The sequence below is a fragment of the Cupriavidus sp. 01L43 genome, assembly GCF_056399925.1.
Window position 1 is genome coordinate 221,275 of sequence record NZ_JBFTSH010000002.1, and the last position, 18,812, is coordinate 240,086.

17 protein-coding genes are annotated in these 18,812 nt (G+C 67.0%); 11 read left to right on the top strand and 6 right to left on the bottom strand.

Features of this window, described 5'->3' with window-relative positions:
* Positions 1 to 80 precede the first annotated feature (80 nt).
* Positions 81 to 1,031 carry a GlxA family transcriptional regulator gene (locus AC1DP9_RS04130; protein ID WP_477106693.1) on the top strand — a complete coding sequence of 317 codons (951 nt, stop codon included), beginning with the start codon at positions 81 to 83 and terminating at the stop codon, positions 1,029 to 1,031.
* A gap of 29 nt (positions 1,032 to 1,060) precedes the next feature.
* On the top strand, positions 1,061 to 2,410 hold the full coding sequence (locus AC1DP9_RS04135; protein WP_092293061.1) for an MFS transporter: 1,350 nt from the start codon (positions 1,061 to 1,063) through the stop codon (positions 2,408 to 2,410).
* Here AC1DP9_RS04135 and AC1DP9_RS04140 read toward each other — a convergent pair.
* A complete protein-coding gene (locus AC1DP9_RS04140; protein ID WP_477106694.1) occupies positions 2,407 to 3,636 on the bottom strand; it encodes an MFS transporter in 1,230 nt (409 codons plus the stop codon). The genes AC1DP9_RS04135 and AC1DP9_RS04140 overlap by 4 nt on opposite strands.
* A 138-nt stretch (positions 3,637 to 3,774) precedes the next feature.
* Between AC1DP9_RS04140 and AC1DP9_RS04145 the strand changes: the two genes are divergently transcribed.
* A complete protein-coding gene (locus AC1DP9_RS04145; protein ID WP_477106695.1) occupies positions 3,775 to 4,500 on the top strand; it encodes a hypothetical protein in 726 nt (241 codons plus the stop codon).
* 5 nt (positions 4,501 to 4,505) lie between these two features.
* Here the strand turns inward: AC1DP9_RS04145 and AC1DP9_RS04150 are convergent, their stop codons facing one another.
* The gene (locus AC1DP9_RS04150; protein WP_477106696.1) at positions 4,506 to 5,390 is read right to left on the bottom strand and encodes a LysR substrate-binding domain-containing protein; all 885 of its coding nucleotides are present in this window, start codon (positions 5,388 to 5,390) and stop codon (positions 4,506 to 4,508) included.
* Positions 5,391 to 5,553: 163 nt separating this feature from the next.
* Here AC1DP9_RS04150 and argH point away from each other — a divergent pair, with 163 nt between their 5' ends.
* From argH to AC1DP9_RS04185, 7 genes are all read left to right on the top strand, one after another.
* Positions 5,554 to 7,059: an argininosuccinate lyase gene (gene argH / locus AC1DP9_RS04155; RefSeq protein WP_477106697.1), complete on the top strand. Its 1,506-nt coding sequence runs from the start codon at positions 5,554 to 5,556 to the stop codon at positions 7,057 to 7,059.
* A 26-nt stretch (positions 7,060 to 7,085) separates the two neighbouring features.
* On the top strand, positions 7,086 to 8,048 hold the full coding sequence (locus tag AC1DP9_RS04160; RefSeq protein WP_092293051.1) for a Bug family tripartite tricarboxylate transporter substrate binding protein: 963 nt from the start codon (positions 7,086 to 7,088) through the stop codon (positions 8,046 to 8,048).
* Between the two features lie 118 nt (positions 8,049 to 8,166).
* Entirely contained in the window at positions 8,167 to 9,162 is a 996-nt protein-coding gene (locus tag AC1DP9_RS04165; RefSeq protein ID WP_177219881.1) for a Bug family tripartite tricarboxylate transporter substrate binding protein, read from the top strand.
* 44 nt (positions 9,163 to 9,206) lie between these two features.
* Positions 9,207 to 10,160: an SDR family oxidoreductase gene (locus AC1DP9_RS04170; RefSeq protein ID WP_477106698.1), complete on the top strand. Its 954-nt coding sequence runs from the start codon at positions 9,207 to 9,209 to the stop codon at positions 10,158 to 10,160.
* Positions 10,157 to 10,591 (top strand): Zn-ribbon domain-containing OB-fold protein, encoded by a 435-nt coding sequence (locus AC1DP9_RS04175; protein WP_441591065.1) that lies wholly within the window; start codon positions 10,157 to 10,159, stop codon positions 10,589 to 10,591. Before AC1DP9_RS04170 ends, AC1DP9_RS04175 begins: the two co-directional genes overlap by 4 nt.
* Positions 10,588 to 11,739: a thiolase C-terminal domain-containing protein gene (locus tag AC1DP9_RS04180; protein WP_477106699.1), complete on the top strand. Its 1,152-nt coding sequence runs from the start codon at positions 10,588 to 10,590 to the stop codon at positions 11,737 to 11,739. The genes AC1DP9_RS04175 and AC1DP9_RS04180 overlap by 4 nt, the downstream gene beginning before the upstream one ends.
* A 28-nt stretch (positions 11,740 to 11,767) precedes the next feature.
* Positions 11,768 to 13,324, top strand: coding sequence for an acyl-CoA synthetase (locus tag AC1DP9_RS04185; RefSeq protein WP_477106700.1), 1,557 nt, complete (start codon positions 11,768 to 11,770; stop codon positions 13,322 to 13,324).
* 59 nt (positions 13,325 to 13,383) lie between these two features.
* Here the strand turns inward: AC1DP9_RS04185 and AC1DP9_RS04190 are convergent, their stop codons facing one another.
* From AC1DP9_RS04190 to AC1DP9_RS04200, 3 genes are read right to left on the bottom strand one after another with little or no spacing between them, the layout of a single operon-like run.
* Positions 13,384 to 14,544 carry a CaiB/BaiF CoA transferase family protein gene (locus tag AC1DP9_RS04190; RefSeq protein WP_477106701.1) on the bottom strand — a complete coding sequence of 387 codons (1,161 nt, stop codon included), beginning with the start codon at positions 14,542 to 14,544 and terminating at the stop codon, positions 13,384 to 13,386.
* A gap of 1 nt (position 14,545) precedes the next feature.
* A complete protein-coding gene (locus AC1DP9_RS04195) occupies positions 14,546 to 15,577 on the bottom strand; it encodes an acyl-CoA dehydrogenase family protein (RefSeq protein ID WP_477106702.1) in 1,032 nt (343 codons plus the stop codon).
* Positions 15,578 to 15,593: 16 nt separating this feature from the next.
* Positions 15,594 to 16,751: an acyl-CoA dehydrogenase family protein gene (locus AC1DP9_RS04200; protein ID WP_477106703.1), complete on the bottom strand. Its 1,158-nt coding sequence runs from the start codon at positions 16,749 to 16,751 to the stop codon at positions 15,594 to 15,596.
* Between the two features lie 146 nt (positions 16,752 to 16,897).
* Between AC1DP9_RS04200 and AC1DP9_RS04205 the strand changes: the two genes are divergently transcribed.
* A complete protein-coding gene (locus AC1DP9_RS04205; protein WP_477106704.1) occupies positions 16,898 to 17,842 on the top strand; it encodes a LysR family transcriptional regulator in 945 nt (314 codons plus the stop codon).
* Here AC1DP9_RS04205 and AC1DP9_RS04210 read toward each other — a convergent pair.
* Positions 17,814 to 18,779 carry a Bug family tripartite tricarboxylate transporter substrate binding protein gene (locus AC1DP9_RS04210; protein WP_477106705.1) on the bottom strand — a complete coding sequence of 322 codons (966 nt, stop codon included), beginning with the start codon at positions 18,777 to 18,779 and terminating at the stop codon, positions 17,814 to 17,816. The two genes, AC1DP9_RS04205 and AC1DP9_RS04210, sit on opposite strands and share 29 nt — an antisense overlap.
* Positions 18,780 to 18,812: the final 33 nt, after the last annotated feature.

Sequence of the window (18,812 nt, forward strand, 5' to 3'; positions counted from 1 at the left end):
GATATCGATCATATTCGCCGTTGACCGTGTCTCAAATGTCATATATACCGTCAATTCAGGACATGACCCCGGGTATCACCATGCACACGATCGGTTTCGTCGTCTTTCCGAACTTCTATCTGATGGGCCTGGCGGCCGTCACGGCGTTCGAGCTGGCCAACGTCGTCCTCGAAGAGCGGGCCTACGACGTGACGGTGCTGTCGGAGACCGGCGGACTGGTGATGTCGTCGGCCGGCATTCGGGTCGATTCGCAGCCCTTCGGCGTCAACCCCTATGACACGGTCATGTTCGGCTCGGGGGTCGAGATCGACATCACTTCCGCCGCGTTGACCGCTTTCGTCGCCCGTTCGCTGAAGACGGCAAGGCGGATTGCTGCGCCATGCACGGGCGCCTTCATCCTGGCGCAGGCGGGCGTCCTGGATGGCCGGCGCGCAACCACCCATTGGCGGTTCGCGCATGACCTGCAGCGCCGCTTCCCGAAGATCGCGGTCGAAGAGGACCAGATTTTCATCGTGGACGGGCCGATCTGGACTTCCGCAGGCATGACGGCCACCATCGACATGGCGCTCGCCATGATCGAGAAGGACCACGGCGCGGAGGTCTCGCGCACGGTGGCGCGCAAGCTGGTCATCTATCATCGGCGCGCGGGCGGCCAGTCGCAGTTTTCCACGTTGCTCGACCTCGACCCGAAGTCCGACAGGATCCAGAAAGCCATCGACCACGCCAACGCCAACCTGCGCCATCCGCTGACGGTGGACGAACTGGCCGATGTCGCCGGGCTCAGTCCACGCCAGTTCAGCCGGGCATTCAGCGCGGAGACCGGTCAATCACCCGCAAAGGCCGTGGAACACCTGCGCGTGGAGGCGGCGAGGCTGCTGCTGGAGAAAGGCCGACTTTCGCTGGACGTGATCGCGCAGGAAGTCGGCTTCTCTGACCGCGAGCGCATGCGGCGCGCCTTCGTCCGCACCACCGGGCAACCGCCGCAGGCAGTTCGCCGCCTGAGCCGGGCCCCTGCCGAGCGATCGGCCTGACACCTTCCCATCGACAGTCTCCCCCCAACATGACCAGCACGCTCGATCACATCCCCCGCCACGCTACGGCCGCCCCGGTGTCTCTGGAAAGCGCCATCGAGGCCGCGGGCGTCGGCAAGTTCCAGTACCGGCTCTTTGTCATCTTCGGCCTGGTGTGGCTGGCGGACGCCATGCAGGTGCTGTCCATCGGCTTCAGCGCCCCGTCGATTGCGAAGACGTTCGGCATCTCCGTGCCCCAGGCGCTGCAAACGGGCACGTTCTTCTTCGTCGGCATGCTGGCGGGGGCGTTCTTCTTCGGGCGACTGGCGGACCGCATCGGCCGGCGGCCCGTGCTGATGACGGCCGTGGTCATCGACGCGATCTGCGGGGTCGCCTCCGCCTTCGCGCCGGACCTGACCTGGCTGCTGGTGCTGCGCTTGTTCACGGGGATTGGCGTCGGCGGCACGCTGCCCGTCGACTACACCATGATGGCGGAGTTCCTGCCCCGCGACCGCCGTGGCCGCTGGCTGGTCCTGCTGGAGTCCTTCTGGGCGCTCGGCACGCTCTGCCTGGCCTTGCTGGCGCTGGCAGCGCTGTCCTATGGCGATCAGGCCTGGCGCGCGATCTTCCTTGTCACCGCCATTCCCGCGCTGGTGGGCGTGGTCCTGCGCTTCTATATCCCGGAATCGCCGATGTTCCTCAACCGAAACGGGAAGCCGGACGCGGCGCGCGCGGTGCTCCAGCGTGTGGCCGATGCGAACGGCAGGCAGGTGGAAATCCCGCCGCTGCAAGCGGAGCGTGCCGCGCCAAAATCGGTCCTTGCGCTGTTCTCGGGCGGTCTTCGGCGCCGCACCCTGGCGCTGCTGGCGGCATGGGCGCTCGTCTCCATCGCGTACTACGGCGTGTTCGTCTACCTGCCGATCAAGCTCGGCGCCGAAGGATTCGCCTTCATGCGCGGGCAGGTCTTCCTGGTGATCCTCGCCATCGTGCAGTTGCCGGGCTACGCCTTGTCTGCCTATGGCGTGGAACGCTGGGGCCGGAAGCCCACGCTGATCGGCTTCCTGCTGCTCAGCGCCGCGGGGTGCATGCTGTACAGCTTTGGCACCGATCCCACGGTGGTGGTCGGCTCGACGCTGCTCATGAGCTTCTCGCTGCTTGGCACATGGAGCGCGCTGTACGCCTTCACCCCCGAGGTCTATCCGACCGACCTGCGGGCGACAGGCATGGGCACGTGCGGCGCCGTGGCGCGTTTCGGCGGACTGTTCGCGCCCTCGATCATTGCCCCGGTGATGGCCACGCACTTCACCCTGGCGCTGGCCTTGATCTCCGCCATGCTGCTCGCCGGGGCGGTCGCCATTGGCGCCGTCAACGTGGAGTCGAGGAACCGCGCGCTGGATTAGGATGACGGCACCAGATCCGGCGACGGCGCCCTCGGCACCAGCGCGAAGGCGATCTGGATCAGGCCAACGGTCAACCCCAGCGCGGCGCCCACCTTCCACGCGACGGAGTAGTTCTGCATCAGGTCGTAGAGCCAGCCGCCCCCGAAGGCGCCGATAAAGCTGCCGATCTGGTGACTGAAGAACGCCACCCCGGCGATCATCGCCTGCCAGCGCAGGCCGAAGGTCTGCGCGATCCACCCTTGCACCAGCGGCGACACGCCCAGCCAGAGAAATCCCATCACCCCCGAGAACACCAGCGTGCTTTCCGGGGTCGGCAGTGTGTGGAAGAACCAGATGAAGCCGAGGGAACGGCAGATATAGATGCCGCCGAGCAACAGCAGCTTGTTGACCCGCCCGCCCGCCCATCCGAAAAACAGGCTGCCCAGCACGTTGAATCCGCCGATCATGCCGAGCGCCTTGGCGGACAGCATCGGGTCCATGCCACAGATATCGAGGTATGCGGGAAGGTGCGTCGTCAGGAACACCAATTGCATCCCGCAGACGGTGTAGGCCAGCGCCATGACCACGAACGGCGGATGCCGCAGCGCGCCCATCAGGGCCTGGCGGCCACTCAGCTCCGGCTGCGCCCGCGTGGGCGTCTGGCGCGAAGTGTCAGAACGGCCAGCAAACCAGGCGGCGGGCAGCATCACCAGCGCCAGCACGACAAAGGCGGCCACGCCCATGCGCCAGCCCCATTCGCTGGCAATGCTCTGCCCCAGCGGCGCGGCGATCATCGCCCCGAGCGAACCGCAGGCCGACACGCAGCCGAGCACCAGGCTGCGCACCTGAACGTTCACGGCGCTCGATGCCGCGGCCATCGCCATCGCCGTGCCGGTGGAAGCCATCGCCATGCCGATCAGCACCCCGGCGCCGAGCACGACCGCCCAGAGTCCGTGGGACGTGGCGAGCAGCACCAGCCCGATCAGGTACAGCAACGCGCCCCCGACCATCAGCGGGCGGAACCCGGTTCGTACCGCCAGCGCGCCGGCAAATGGCTGCAACACACCCCAGGTGAGGTTTTGTACCGCCACGGCAATCGTGAAATCGCCCACTGAAATCCCGATGTCGCGGGTCAGGGGCGGCACGAAAATGCCCAGGCTCTGCCGCAGGCCCATGGCGAGCGACAGCATGACTGAGGCGCCAATGAGAATTGGCAGTGCGGGACGCAGCGAGGCAAGACGGGACATGCGAGGGCTCTTGTTATTAGCGGCCTGTGCACAGGCCGGAAATGCCATTTTCGTTGAATCGTCAATGAAAATACATCCTCGGGAATACCGATGAAGCACTGCCCTGCAGAATAAGGGCGACGCATTACACTGTCGGCCATGCACCACATCCCCCAACCCTCTCCTGCACCGCTCATTGCCTATTTCTGGAGTGACGATGCCATCCGCAGCCGGAGTGTGAGTGACGTCGTGTTATCCGGCACGGTCGACATTCCCGAACCGCCCGCCCGGCTGCGCGCGGATTGGGCGCGGGAAATCGCGTCCAATATGTCGCTGGAAACCGGCGATGTCGAAGCGATGTCCCTGCCACGGGCGCGAATGCGCTGGCCCCACTACTCGGCCTGCGTACAGGCGGTGTCAGATTGGGCGCGCACCTTCGGCATGATTTTGTCGACCGACGTCGCGCTCATGGCCTGCCGCGGCGCGCGCTATCACCATGATGGAGAGCAATACGCCGGCCTGGCCTTCTGCAATCTCTTCCTGAGTGAAGCCAAAGGGCTGGACGTGCATTTTCCGGCGCTGGATCTTCGTATCCCCTTGCAACGGGGGACGGTGATGATCTTCGATACCTGCCAGCCGCACGCCGTCATTCGGCGCGGCAGCGATGATTTCGATTTGGCCGATTTTTCCTCGGACCAGGATTGGACACAGCTATTTCTGACCTGGGAGTTGCCGGTCGAAAGTGCCCCCGTCGAACAGGCGCTCAACATCAAATTCGATATTGACCCTGCCGCTGCCGCGACGATGAATGCCGAGCAATTGCGGCTGAATGGCGAAAGGGTCGATGTCCGCCACGACTCCGGCCAGTGGCGACCGGCGGATTAACCGCCTCAGTCATCCGCTGCGTCAAACGCCTGCCGCACGCACGCCGCCAGCCGGCTAGCCAGGAAATTCAAGGGGAAATGGTCAGACGTGACCGCGAAGCTGCGGAACATGACCTCGCCCGCAAACGGAATCTCGCGCACATCGGGCAAGCCAAGCGCGTGGCTGACGATCGGACTCACGATGGACACGCCGAGACCCTTGCTGACCATCTTGCAGATCGTCGTGGCAAACGGCGTTTCGATGGCCAGCAGCCGCGAGCCGATCGGAAAGTGCCGGTCGATCTCCCGCCGGTTCGCGCTTTCCGCCGGCAGCGAAATGAAGGATTCCCCTTCGAAATCCGCCGGATTCAGGACCGAACGTCTCGCCAGCCGATGGGATGCGGGAACAATGCCCACGCCACGCGCGAGATTGATTTCCTCATATTGCAGGCTCGGTAGTTCGGTCGGAACGGAGCAAAATCCAATATCGCAAAATCCTCTCGCGATCCATTTAGCCACCACCTCGGACCTGCCCGTATTCAGCAGCACCGGAATATCGGGAAAATCCTGCCGAAAGAATCGCATGGCGTCCGGCAATATGCTGTCGGCAATGGAGCCGACGGCCCCCACGCGCAGTAACCCGGTGCCCCGGCTGCGAATCGTGTTCGCACTGTCGTCCAGAGATTCGAGTCCGATGAAAGCGCGTTCGACGTCCGCATAGAACGCCTCGGCCTCTGCCGTGGGAATCAACTTGGTCCCCACGCGCTGAAACAACTGGAAGCCCACCTTGCTCTCCAGCAAGCCGATCCAGCGGCTGATATTGGGTTGCGACGTATGCAGAAGACCGGCCGCCGTGGTCATGGAGCGCGACATCATCACGGCGCGGAACGCCTCGATTTCTTTGAAGTTCATGGAACGGCCTCCCGAAAGATGGCGATTGTGGCACGCAGGGACGCATGCGCCACCCCGCCCTCAACCCATATCGGAATTGTATAAGACAGTGCGATCACCTGATTTGACGCATGGGTTGTCGCAAACCAAACTCGATGTATGTTTATTTCAACCGAGTTTGAAAATGGAATCCAAAGTCAGCCGCCGGCTTAAGCAACCTCCCGCCAAAGAGGTTATCCAGTACATTTTCCAGCCGCGTACCACGCGTGAATTCTTTACCAAGAATTTCGAAGTGCTGACGCAAATCAACCTGGCCCATCTGGTCATGCTGGACCAGCAGGAGATTCTCGACAAAACCACCACCGCCACCCTCGCCAACGCCCTGCTGAAAATGCGGCGCGAGGGCCCCGAGGTCGTCGAACTCGATGAAGCGCGGGAGGATGCCTATTTCAACTACGAGGCGCACCTGATCCGCCTGATTGGCCAGAATGTCGGCGGCCGTCTGCACACGGCACGGAGCCGCAACGATATTGGGGCGACCAATGACCGGATCCGCGCGCGCGACTTCGTGATCCGGATCTGCGCGGCGCTGGCCGGGCTATGCGATGCCGCGCTGAGCCAGGCGGATGCCTACGCCGACTACGTCATGCCCGGCTATACCCACATGCAGGCCGCGCAGCCCATCACCTATGGCTATTACCTGTCGGCGCTGGTGGAAGCCTGGTCCCGGGACATCGACCGCCTGATGCATGTCCTGGAAACCCTCGACGGCTGCCCGATGGGCGCTTGCGCGCTCGCCGGCACGTCATTTCCGGTCGACCGCACCCTCACCAGCACCCTGCTCGGCTTCAGCCAGCCGCTTGGCAACGCGCTGGACAGCGTGGCGTCACGGGACTTTGCGCTGGAGTTGAGCGCGGCACTCTCGATCATGATGATCACCTGCAGCCGGATGGTGCAGGACTTCTATATCTGGTCGACGCCGGAATTCGGCTACCTGACGTTTCCGGACAGCATCGCCGGCACGTCGAGCATCATGCCGCAGAAGAAGAACCCGGTCGTGCTCGAATACCTGCGTGGCAAGACCGCCCAGCTGATCGGCCTGACGTCGGCCGCCCTCACGACGGTCAAATCCACGCATTTCTCGCATTCCGGCGACAGCAGCCGGGAAAGCACGCGAACCTGCTGGGAGAGCTGCGAAGAGGCCCTGAAGAGCCTGGAACTGATGAAGCTGCTGGTGCGGGACGTGCAGCCCGAGCGGGAACGCATGGCGTCGCGCGCGGCTAACGACTTCTCCACGGTGACCGATCTGGCCGACCTGCTCGTCCGCAAGGCCGACCTCTCGTTCCGCGATGCCCATCACATTATCGGCGCCGTAGTGCGGCGTGCGCTCGACGAGGGCCTGCCGGCGACCGCGATCACCCCAGCGATGATCGATGACGCCACTGCGGAGCAAGTTGGCAGGCCAGCCGGGATCTCGGCCGAGGACGTCGCCCAATGCCTGGACCCGATCCGCAATGTGAACAGTCGCCAGTCGTACGGCGCGCCAGCCCCGCAAGGCGTGCGCGAGCGGCTCGACGTGCAGCGCCGCGCGCTCGATACCCGCACCACCGCGCTGGACGCCACCGTCACCCGCATCGACGACGCCGCCGCATTGCTGGAGCAGCGCACCCGGAACCTGGTAGCCGGCTGACAACATCAAGAATAGAGGAGACAACCATGTTCAAGTTCACCACCGTGCTCATCGCGGCCATGGCGTGCTGCTCGGCCGCCGGCGCGCAGGGCTACCCCAACAAGCCGATCGACCTCGTCGTGCCCTTCGCGCCCGGCGGCACTGTGAATCTCACCGCGCGGCTGCTGGCCACGCGCATGTCCCAGATGCTCGGACAGCCGGTGATCGTCGACAACAAGCCGGGCGCCGGCGGCGCCATCGGCGCGGCCTATGTGGCCAAGGCACGTGCCGATGGCTACACGCTGCTGTACGCCACGATGGGCAGCCAGGTGATCCAGCCGCTATTGACAAAGAACCTGACCTTCTCGCCGGCGAAGGACTTCACGCCGATTGCGCTCTTCGCCACGGTGCCGAACGTGCTGGCTGTCTCCGCAAACACGCCGGCGAAAAACATGGCCGAACTGCTCCAGTACGCCAAGGCGAATCCCGGCAAGCTGAACATGGGCTCCGCCGGCCAGGGCTCCGTCAACCACATGATCGGCGAGCTGTTCATGCTGCGGACGGGCGTCAAGTTCACCCACGTGCCGTACAAAGGCGCGGGACCGGCGACCACCGACCTCCTCGGCGGCCAGATCCAGATCCTGTTCGCGAATCTTCCGGGCCTGCAGCCGTATGCGAAGGCCGGCAAGATCCGGCTGCTCGGCGTGGCCAGCCACCAGCGCAATCCCGCGATTCCGGACGTGCCGACGTTTGAGGAACTCGGCATCAAGAACGCCGAGACCGAGTCTTGGTCAGCCCTGATGGCACCGGCCGGCACCAGCGCCGAGGTCATCAGGAAGCTGCAGGACACCGTCCGGACCGTCGCCACGGATCCAGCCATGGTCAAGCAGTTGATTGCCGAAGGCGCGCAGCCGTTCTATGGCACGAGCGACACCTTCGCCAAGGTGATCGCCGAGGACAACAAGCGTTGGACCGAGGTGGTGAAGCGCGCCAATGTCCAGCTCGATTAGGAACGGCGTGTTCGCGCCCACCCAACTGGGGCAGACCCGCCCCCCCATTACAGGGAGGGTAGCCCACTCTCTTTGACCTACATCATCCCCGAACACCGTATGTTTCGAGGGGATGACGATGGCACGCAAGTTTCCATGCTGCACCACGGCGAAGCGGCGCGCGACGCTGGCCGCACTCGCTGTGACCCTGGGGTTGTGCGCTGGCGGTGTTCGCGCTGAAACGTTCCCCTCCCGTCCGCTGCGCATCGTCCTGTTGATCGGCCCCGGCAGTAGCGGCGACGCCGTGTCGCGCTTCGTCGCCGACAAGCTCGGCGCTGCCTTGGGCCAGCCGGTCATCGTCGAGAATCGCCCCGGCGCGGAGGGCCTGATCGCTGTGCAGAGCGTCCTGAGCGCACCGGCCGACGGCTACAGCATCCTGCTGGTGACGCCTTCCATGCTCAGCGGTCCGCTACTGAACAAGGCCGCGAACTACGATCTCCAGCGGGACTTCCGCATGGTGTCGTTCCTCTACCGCAACTCCGCGCTGCTCGTGACGGGGCCGCAGAAGCCCTACGCCGACGTGAAGCAGGCGCTGGAGACCGTCCGCGCCACGCCCGGCGCCGTCAGTTTGGCCGACTACGGCAACACCTACCGCGTCGCCGGCATGCTGCTGGCCCAGCAAGGCGGCCTGGCGTTCAATGCGGTCAGCTACAAGGGCTTCTCGCAGGCATCGGCCGATGTGATCGGCGGTGCGGTGGACCTCGGCCTGCTCGATGCCGGCGCCTCCATGCCGCTGGTGCGCGCGGGCAAGCTGCGCGCACTGGCCAGCACCGCCACGACCCGCCTGCCGGACCTGCCAGCCGTGCCCACGCTGCGCGAAACGGGCTTCCCCGGCTACGAGATGTATGTCTGGATCGGGCTCGCGGTCCGCCGCCAGACCGACGACGCCACGGCGCGGCGTCTGGAACAGGCTGTCGCCGCCATCACACGGTCCCCGGCCTACCTGCAATTCCTGACGACGTTTGCCGGCTCCGAAGCGATGTCCGTCTCGGGCGCGCAGGCCGATCAGGACCTTGCCAACGAATCCACACGATATCGGCGCGCAGTCGAGGCCATCCAGCAGGCCCGGCGCTGAATTCCCCGAACCTCCGAATCCCCCGCACACACAGAAGGAGTGTCATGAGCGAGCTTTGCAAGGATCGCGTCGTCGTCATTACTGGCGCCGGTCGCGGCATCGGGCGCGAGTACGCGCTGCAATTCGCACGCGCCGGCGCGCGCGTGGTGGTCAATGATCTGGGCGCCGCACCTGACGGCGCCGGCGCGGCAAGCGGCCCCGCACAGGCGGTGGTCGACGAAATCCTCGCGGCAGGCGGACAAGCCGTGGCCAATACCGACGACATCTCGGACTGGGACGGCGCGCAACGCCTGATCCAGACCGCCATCGACCACTTTGGCGGGCTGGACGTGCTCGTCAACAACGCCGGCATCCTGCGCGACCGTACCCTCGTCAATATGACGGAAGCGGACTGGGACTCCGTGATCCGCGTCCATCTGCGCGGCACCTTTGCGCCGATGCGCCACGCCGCCGCCTATTGGCGCGACGAGGCCAAGGCCGGGCGCACCCGCGCGGCGCGCGTGATCAACACGAGTTCGTCGTCGGGCCTTTACGGCATCGTCGGCCAGACCAACTACGGCGCGGCCAAGGCGGGCATCGCCAATATGTCGATCGTTGCCGCACGGGAGCTGGAGCGCTACGGCGCCACCGTCAACGTGATCTACCCGACGGCCATGAGCCGCCTGACCGAAGACCTGTTCCGACAGAACGGCATGGCCGCGCAGGCGGAACAGACGCAGGCCGGCGGCGGCTTCGATCCGCTCGACGCCGGCAACGTCGCGCCGCTCGTGGTCTGGCTCGGCAGCACGCAATCCAGCACCATTACCGGACGCGTGTTCGGCGTGCGCGGCGGCGCCATCACGGTGGCCGAGGGCTGGCACGCCGGCCCTCGCATCGAGAAAGAGGGCCGCTGGCTGCCGGAGGAGTTGTCGGCGCACATCCCCGATCTGGTGGCCCGCGCCGCGCCCAACGCGCTGATCTCGGGCGAGATCCCGCACCGCGAGGGCGTTCCGGCATGACCCCGACTCCATCCCCCGTCGCGAAATTCACGCCGCAGCCGGTGCCCGGCACGCGCCCCTTCTGGGAAGGCACGCAGGCCGGCGAACTGCGCCTCCAGGTCTGCGACAGCTGCGGCACGCACGTGCTGTATCCACGCCCGCACTGCCACCAATGCGGTGCCGAGACCTTGTCGTGGGTCCGCGCCAGCGGCCGTGCGCGCCTGTATTCCTATGTGATCAGCCACCTGGCCATGCCGGGCTGGGCCGGCCAGACGCCCTACGTGATTGCCGTGGTGGAACTCGAGGAAGGCCCGCGCATGATGACGAATATCGTCGGCGTACCCGCCGACCCGGCGCACCTCGTGCTCGATATGCCGCTCGAAGTGGTGTTCGAGCCGCGCGGCGAGGTCATGCTGCCGCAGTTCAAGCCCCAGACGGAGGCCGCCCGATGAGCCGGCTCGACCAGATCATCGCCATTGCCGGCGCCGCCGAGACGGAACTGGGCGCCCTGCCCCACCTGTCCGAGATGGACCTGCGCGCCGACGCCGCGCGCCGCGCGCTGGCCGACGCCGGCCTCACGCTGGCCGATGTGGACGGCATCACGAGCGCCGTGGACAGCCCCATCGACGTCGCCCACTACCTCGGCATCACGCCCGCCTGGTACGACGGCACCTCGGTAGGCGGCTGCTCGTTCATGGTCCACGTGCGGCACGCCGCCGCCGCGATCCGCGCCGGACTCTGCAACACCGTGCTGGTGCTCCACGGCCAGTCCGGCCGCTCGCGTGTGGGCTGGCCGCCTCGCTCAGTGCCGCCATTCTCGATGCTGGGCCAGTTCGAGATGCCCTACGGCAGCGGCGCGCCGCCCAACACCTTCACGCTGCCGATGCTGCGCTACATGAAGGAGACCGGCACCACCCACGAGCAACTGGCCGAAGTGGTCGTGGCGCAGAGCCACTGGGCCGCCGGCAACCCGCGCGCCAGCCGCAACAAGCTGCTGACCGTGGACGACGTGATGGCGTCCCCGATGATCGCCTATCCGTTCCACAAGCTCGAATGCTGCGTGGTCACCGACGGCGGCGGGGCCCTGGTTATCACTACGGCGGAGCACGCGCGCAACCTCCGGCGCGCGGACAGTCCGGTCTACCTGCTCGGCTCGGGCGAGGCCTGCGACAGCCCGCTAATCTCGATGATGGACGACATGACCAGCTCGAAGGCGTTCCGCCTGTCGAGCCGCCAGGCGTTCGCGGAGTCTGGCGTGAGCCACGCCGACATCGATCATCTGATGATCTACGACGCCTTCGCGCACCTGCCGCTCTACGGGCTGGCCGATCTCGGTTTCGTCGCGCACGGCGAAGCCGCGCGTTTCATCGAGGCCGGCCATACCCGCCCCGGCGGCAAGCTGCCGATGAACACCAATGGCGGCGGCATCCTGTACACGCATACCGGCATGTACGGCATGTTCGCGATCCTGGAGGCCGTGCGCCAGCTGCGCGGCGAGGCCTTCCGGCAGGTGGATGGCGTGCAGTGCAGTTTCGTGCAGGGGGTGGGCGGCATGTTCACGGCCGCCGCCGCGCTGGTGCTCGCCAACACGCTGCCATAGCTGGATGCCACCCGGAGACAACACGACCATGCAGAACGAAGACTGGACACACCTGGGCGACCGCGCGCGGCGGCACCCCGAGCGGATCGCCGTCATCAATGGCAGCAATGGCATCTCCCTGACCTACGGCGAGCTGGACCGGCGTGCCAACCGCCTCGCGCGGCGGCTCCAGCAAATGGGGCTGCGCCCGGGCGACCACATCGCCATGGTGCTGGAGAACAACCTCCGTTGTTTCGAAATCGGCTGGGCGGCCTTGCGCTCCGGGTTGCTCGTCACGCCGGTCAACCGGTTCCTGACGCCGGCCGAGGCGGCCTACATCGTCGAAGACAGCGAATCGCGCGTGGTCATCAGTTCCCATGCCATGCGCGAGCTGGCCGAAGGGCTGACCGGGCTGATGCCGAACTGCTCCGCGCGGCTGATGGTGGACGGCACGATCGACGGCTGGGACAGCTACGAAGCTGCCGTCGCGACGGTCTCGGACGCCCCGCTCGACGCCGAAACCCTCGGCGCCCTGATGCTGTACAGCTCGGGCACCACGGGACGCCCGAAGGGCATCGTGCGTGCCCAGCCTTCGACCCGGATGGCCGATTTCATCGACCCGTTCCGGCGCGGCCAACTGCGCCACTACGACTTCTCCGACGACATGGTCTACCTGTCGACGGCCCCGCTCTACCACGCGGCACCGCTGGCCTGGGCGCTGCAGCTGCAAGCCACGGGCGGCACCGCCGTGTTCATGGAGAAGTTCGAACCGCTCGCCGCGCTGGCGCTGATCGAGCGCTACCGTGTCACGCACAGCCAGTGGGTGCCGACCATGTTCGTCCGGCTGATGAAGCTGACCGAGCAGGAGCGGCACGGTTTCGACCTGTCGAGCCTGCGCATGGCCGTGCACTCGGCGGCGCCCTGCCCGGCCGACGTCAAGCTGCGCATGATCGAATGGTGGGGCCCCATCCTGCACGAGTACTACGGCTCCACCGAAGGCAGCGGGCTGACGATGATCGACAGTGCCGGCTATCTTGCGCATCCGGGCTCGGTCGGCCGCGAAGCCATCGGCAAGCTACACATCTGCAACGACGAGGGCGACGTCCTGCCCCCGGGGCAGCCGGGCCTGATCTACTTCGAGCGGGACACCCTGGCGTTCCACTACCACAACGATCCGGAGAAGACCGAGTCCGCGCGACATCCCCGGCATCGCAACTGGACCACGGTGGGCGACGTGGGCTATGTGGACGAGGAAGGCTACCTGTACCTGACCGACCGGAAGACGTTCATGATCATCTCCGGCGGCGTCAACATCTATCCCCAGGCGATCGAGGACGCGCTGGTCACGCACGAGAAGGTCGGGGACGTGGCGGTCATCGGCGTTCCGTGCGCCGAGATGGGCGAGCAGGTCAAGGCCATCATCGAGCCGGCACCAGGCATCGTGCCCAGCGCGGCGCTCGGCGAGGAGTTGATCGCCTACCTGCGCGGGAAGGTGGCGCGGTACATGATTCCGCGCTCGGTGGATTTCATCGACCGCATGCCCCGGTTGCCGACCGGCAAGCTGTACAAGCAGGCGCTGCGCGAGCGGTACCGCACCAGCCCCTGACGAAAACAGGCCCGCAAGGGCCTGTTTTCTTTCCTGCCACCGCTCGAACCGCCGCCGGCTCAGGCGCCCCGCCAGCCGGCAATCGCCTCGGGCGACAAGCCCCAGGCGGCCAGCGCGGCATCCACGCCGTCGGCATCGGGCGATTGCGGCGCCTGTGGCGGTGTCGGCATGGCCGAAGGCGTGCGGCTGAAGCGCGGCGCCGGCGCGGGCTGCACCACGCCATCCACCTCGACGAATGTGCCGCGCGCCTTCAGATGCGGGTGCGACGGCGCCTCGGCAAACGACAGGACCGGCGCAAAGCAGACATCGGTGCCTTCGAGCAGATCGCACCAAGCCGCGCACGTGCGGGTGCGGAACGCGGCGGCGAGCACCTCGCGGGTATGCGGCCAGCTCGCGGTGTCCATCTGCGGGCCGATGGCGTCCGCCGGGATGCCCATGCGCTCCAGCAACTCGGCATGGAAGCGTGCCTCGATCGGGCCGATCGAAATCCATTTTCCGTCGGCGCAGGCGTAGACATCGTAGAACGGCGCGCCCGAGTCCAGGATGTTGGTGCCGCGTTCGGGCTGCCACTTCCCGGCCGCCGCCATCCCGAAGAACGTCATCGCCATGGACGCGGTGCCGTCCACGATGGCCGCATCCACCACCTGCCCCTGGCCGGAGCCGCGCGCCTCTAGGATGGCGGCGAGCACGCCCATGGCCAGATAGAGCGCCCCGCCACTCATGTCGCCGAGCAGCGCCAGCGGCACGGAAGGCGGCTGTCCCTGCCGGCCGATGGCATCGAGCGTGCCGGTCAGCGAGATGTAGTTGATGTCGTGACCCGCCACCTGGGCGAGCGGCCCCTCCTGCCCCCAGCCCGTGATGCGGCCGTAGACAAGCCTGGGATTGCGCGCGAGGCAGACGTCGGGGCCGAGCCCCAACCGCTCCGTCACACCGGGCCGGAAGCCCTCGATCAGCGCATCCGCGCCAGCCACGAGTTGCAGGACGCGTTCGACACTGGCCGGCTGCTTCAGGTCCAACGCAATCGATGTGCGATTGCGCAGCGTGAGGTTGTAGCGCAGCGGCTTGCTGACGCCGAGGTCCACCGGCGTCTCGCGTTCGATGCGGATCACCACCGCCCCCATGTCGGCCAGCAGCATCGCCGCCATCGGCCCGGGGCCGATGCCGGCCAGCTCGACGATCCGTACGCCGGCCAGCGGCCCCTTGCGGTTCGCCTCCCCCATCTCAGCCCTCCATGGCCACTGCCGGCCGCTCGGCGACCAGACGCGTGCGCGCGAAGTCGAACAGCGTCGAAGCCGCCTCGGCCAGCAGCGCGCCGCCCAGCCGCGCAGCGCAGCGCGACTCCGTGCCCGCCGTGGTGCGCCATTCGTGCAGTCGGCGCGTGAACAGCCCCAGCACGTGTTCCTCGGTGATGCCGATGGCACCATGCACCGCGTGGGCGATGGCGGCGACGCGCGTGGCGGCCGCCGAGGTTCGCAGCTTGGCCGTCGCCGCGAGCAGCGGATCGGGCAGATATCCCGCGCTGGCCGCGCAGCCGAGCCGGGCCGCCAGCACCGCTGCCGCCACCTGCTCGGCCAGCACGCTCAACTCCTGTTGCACCGCCTGGAACTGGCCAATGGCGCGCCCGAACTGGCGGCGGTCGGTCGCGTAGGTCACGCAGAGCGCCTGGATGCGCTGCATGGCGCCCGCCATGCCCACGGCATGTAGCGCGTTGCAGAGCGTCTCGGCATCGGCCCCGGCGGCGGGAATACGCGCCACCGCCTGCGCCGAGCTATGCCAGCGGACCGTGGCCGACACGCGCGGCCGGAAGGCACCGGGCTCGCGTTGCGCGCCGTCCGTCGGCATCAGCCACCAGGCGTCGTTTCGGCTCAGCAATACATGGTCGGCCAGCGCCGCGCCGGGCACGTCCGGGCAGACGATCTGTCCGCCGACCTCCAGCGCGAGCGGTGCGATGGCGATGGCACCCGGGCCCGCCGTGATGCCGGCCGAGGCCAGGATGGCTCGCGCCACGGCGGTTTCGGCAAACGGCAGCGGCAGTCCGGCACGCGCCGCGGCCAGCGCCAGCGGGAACAAGTCGGACAGCGACAGCCCGGCGCCGCCACTCGCCTCGGGCACGAGCGCGTCGGTGTAGCCGAGCGCGTCGATGCGCGCCCAGAGGTCGGCGGCGCCCTCGCCGGCTTCGGTCCGGCGCAGTTGTTCGTCGTCGCAGAGATCGAGCAGGGGCCGCTCGAATCCTTCCAGCAGGGAATCGGTCATCAAACCATCTCCAGTATCAGCGTAATCCGAGGCTGCGGGCGATGATGCCGCGCAGGATCTGGCGCGTGCCGCCGCGCAGCGAGTAGCTTGGGGCGAGCTGCATCACATAGGCCAGCGTGCGTGCGAGCGCGGGCGATGGCACCTGCGCGTCGCGCTCGAGCGCCGTCTGGATCCAGTCGGGCATCGCCTGTTCAAATTCGGTGCCGAGGTCCTTGACCAGCGCGGCCTCCTGCTCGGGGTTCTCGCCCCGGTTCAGCTTGTCGGCTACGGCCAGCGACATCGCACGCAGCACCGCCAGATTGCCGACGATCCGGCCCGCGAGTTCGGTGGATGCCAGCGACACCTCGCCCGCGGCGCGAACCTCCGCCAGCCATGTTTCCGCCAGCACCAGGCTCGAATAGATGCGCTCGGGGCCGCTGCGCTCGAAAGCCAGCTCCGCCGTCACCTGCCTCCAGCCCGAGCCCTCCTCGCCAATCAGTGCGTCGGCGGGCAGTTGCACGTCCTCGAACAGCACTTCGCAGAAGTGGGCGTCGCCGGCCACGTCGCGGATGGGGCGGATCGTGATGCCGGGCAGCGAGAGGTCGATGACGACCTGCGACAAGCCCTTGTGGCGATCCTCGGTCACGCCCGACGTGCGAACCAGTGCCACCATGTACTGCGAACGATGCGCGTTGGTCGTCCAGATCTTGCGGCCGTTGAGCAGCCAGCCCGCGTCGTTGCGCGTGGCCCGGGTGCGCACGCTGGCGAGATCGGAGCCCGTATCGGGCTCACTCATGCCGATGCAGAAGAACGCTTCGCCGCGAATGATGCGCGGCACGTAGAAGTCACGCTGCGCCGGCGTGCCGTAGCGCAGGATCAGTGGCGCGGTCTGCCGGTCGGCGATCCAGTGGGCGGAGACCGGCGCGCCGGCAGCGAGCAATTCCTCGAGTAGCACGAAGCGCGCGAAGCCGCTGCGGCCACCGCCGCCGTATTCCCGTGGCAGGGTCAGGCCGATCCAGCCCTGTGCGGCGAGCGCCTGGCTGAAGCTGGCATCGAAGCCAAGCCATGAGCGGGAGCGGACCTCGGGTGCGACGTCGCGCATCGCCGAGCGCAGGAAGGCGCGCACCGGTGCACGCAGGGCCTCGTCCTCGGGCGGGATCGCAATCAGGCCGGGTGTGGGAAGCAAAGTCGTCAAGATGGCTCCGGTTTTTGCATGGCCGGCAGGCCGCCTGTTGCGGTGCCGGGATGGCATAATCTATGGCCCCCGCCCGGCCGCGTCCAATACCGGATAGAGACCGCCCGATACGCCAGCCGTATTGCCAACCGCCCTTCTTCGCGCCCATGGAGCTTCGTCAACTCAGGCAAGTCCTTGTTCTTGCGGAAACGCTGAACTTTCACCGTGCCGCCGAAAAACTGCACATGGCGCAGCCGCCGCTTTCCACGTCGATCCGCAAGCTCGAGGAAGAGCTGGGCGTGACGCTGTTCGATCGATTGCCGTCGGGCCTGCGCCTGACGCCGGCGGGCGAGGTGGTGCTGCGCAACGCGCGCCGCACGCTGTTCTATTCGGAGGAAGTGCGCCGTGCCGCGCGCGAGGGCGAAGCGGGCGAGCAAGGCATGCTGCGGCTGGGGTTCATCGGATCGGCCACGTACTCGGTGATGCCGGAACTGCTGCGTACGTATCGGCGACAGTACCCGAGCGTGGACCTCGCCATCGAGGAATCGACGACCGTGGAACTGCTGAGCCGGCTCGAGGACCACTCGCTCGACGTGGCGCTGGTGCGCTACCCGGTGCTCGAACCCACCAATGCCGAACTGACCCTGCTGCAGCGCGACCACTTCATGCTGGCCGTCAGCACGGACTCGCCGCTGGCCGCACAGGCGGACATCGCCCTATCCGAACTGGGGGATGTGCCCTTCATCATGTACTCGCGCACGCGGGTGCCGTCGATGCACATGCTGATCACCTGCGCGCTGCACGGCGCCGGCATCAAGCCGCGCATCGCGCAGGAAGCGGTGCAGGTGCAATCGATCCTTAGTCTGGTGGATAGCGGGCTGGGCGTGGCGCTGGTGCCGAACAACGCGGTCAAGTACGCCGGCACCGGCGTGCGGCTGCTGCGGCTGCGGGACTGGCCCATGCAACAGGCCATGGGCGTTGCACTCGCCACGCTGCCGGATGCGATGACCGCCACGGCGAGCAATTTCGTCGCCGTCGCCCGCAGCATCGCTGCAGCGGGCTTGGCGGGCGAGGCTGGCGGCACTACTCCTGGTGGATATTCGCCGTCTTGACGATGCGCCGTGTCCGCTCGATCTCGCTGACCTGGAAATCGCGGAACTGCTGTGGAGTGGCCGGGAACACCGTGCCGCCCATCGTCTCGATGAAACGCGCGCTTTCCTGCGTCGCAAGGAGATCACCCACCGCCTTGGCAATACTGTCGACCACGGTCTGCGGCGTCTTGGCCGGCAGGAACACGCCGGTCCAGGCGAACGCCTCGTAGCCCTTGCTGCCGGTCTCGGCGATGGTGGGCACGCCGGGCAGTTCCTTGAGCCGTTCCGGGCTGCCTACCGCCAGCGCGCGCACCTTGCCGGCTCGCACCAGCGGCATCACGGCGCTCACCTCCGCCATCGTGTAATCCACGCTCCCGCCGGCGAGGTCGCTCATGGCGAGCGACGTCCCCTTGTACGGCACGGGCATGGCGCGGATACCACGCGTTTCGTGGAACAGTTCCAGCGCCACCTGATAGGTCGGCGTGCCGGCTGCGTAGTTCAGCTTGCCCGGCGCGTTGCGCGCGGCCGTGACCAGTCCGTCGAGCGTCGTGTACGGCGAGCTGGCGGGCACCGCCAGCACCATCGGGAACCGCGCGATGCGCGCCACGGGCACGAAGTCCTTGATCGGGTCATAAGGCAGCTGGCGGAAGACTGCCGCGTTGGTCACCATCGGCGAGTTGCTGGCGACGAACATCGTGTAGCCGTCCGGTGCCGACTCGGCTACCTGGCGCGCGGCAATGAAGCTGTTGGCGCCCGGCTTGTTCTCGACCACGAAGGGCTGGCCGAACTTCTCGGTCAGGTGCTTGCCGATAAAACGCGCGGTGGTGTCGGCGCCGCTGCCGGGCGGCAGCGATACCACGATCTTGACCGGCCGGTCTGGGTAGTCCGCGGCGGCGGCGGCGCCGCTGGTCGCGCAAAGCATGGCGGCCATGCACAGGCCCGCGATTTGTCGATGCATTGTTGTCTCCATTATGGTTATGTGCGCCGGCGA

Coding starts and splice junctions, on each gene's coding strand:
- AC1DP9_RS04130 (WP_477106693.1), top strand. CDS start 81: ATGCACACGATCGGTTTCGTCGTCTTTCCGAACTTCTATCTGATGGGC.
- AC1DP9_RS04135 (WP_092293061.1), top strand. CDS start 1,061: ATGACCAGCACGCTCGATCACATCCCCCGCCACGCTACGGCCGCCCCG.
- AC1DP9_RS04140 (WP_477106694.1), bottom strand. CDS start 3,636: ATGTCCCGTCTTGCCTCGCTGCGTCCCGCACTGCCAATTCTCATTGGC.
- AC1DP9_RS04145 (WP_477106695.1), top strand. CDS start 3,775: ATGCACCACATCCCCCAACCCTCTCCTGCACCGCTCATTGCCTATTTC.
- AC1DP9_RS04150 (WP_477106696.1), bottom strand. CDS start 5,390: ATGAACTTCAAAGAAATCGAGGCGTTCCGCGCCGTGATGATGTCGCGC.
- argH (WP_477106697.1), top strand. CDS start 5,554: ATGGAATCCAAAGTCAGCCGCCGGCTTAAGCAACCTCCCGCCAAAGAG.
- AC1DP9_RS04160 (WP_092293051.1), top strand. CDS start 7,086: ATGTTCAAGTTCACCACCGTGCTCATCGCGGCCATGGCGTGCTGCTCG.
- AC1DP9_RS04165 (WP_177219881.1), top strand. CDS start 8,167: ATGGCACGCAAGTTTCCATGCTGCACCACGGCGAAGCGGCGCGCGACG.
- AC1DP9_RS04170 (WP_477106698.1), top strand. CDS start 9,207: ATGAGCGAGCTTTGCAAGGATCGCGTCGTCGTCATTACTGGCGCCGGT.
- AC1DP9_RS04175 (WP_441591065.1), top strand. CDS start 10,157: ATGACCCCGACTCCATCCCCCGTCGCGAAATTCACGCCGCAGCCGGTG.
- AC1DP9_RS04180 (WP_477106699.1), top strand. CDS start 10,588: ATGAGCCGGCTCGACCAGATCATCGCCATTGCCGGCGCCGCCGAGACG.
- AC1DP9_RS04185 (WP_477106700.1), top strand. CDS start 11,768: ATGCAGAACGAAGACTGGACACACCTGGGCGACCGCGCGCGGCGGCAC.
- AC1DP9_RS04190 (WP_477106701.1), bottom strand. CDS start 14,544: ATGGGGGAGGCGAACCGCAAGGGGCCGCTGGCCGGCGTACGGATCGTC.
- AC1DP9_RS04195 (WP_477106702.1), bottom strand. CDS start 15,577: ATGACCGATTCCCTGCTGGAAGGATTCGAGCGGCCCCTGCTCGATCTC.
- AC1DP9_RS04205 (WP_477106704.1), top strand. CDS start 16,898: ATGGAGCTTCGTCAACTCAGGCAAGTCCTTGTTCTTGCGGAAACGCTG.
- AC1DP9_RS04210 (WP_477106705.1), bottom strand. CDS start 18,779: ATGCATCGACAAATCGCGGGCCTGTGCATGGCCGCCATGCTTTGCGCG.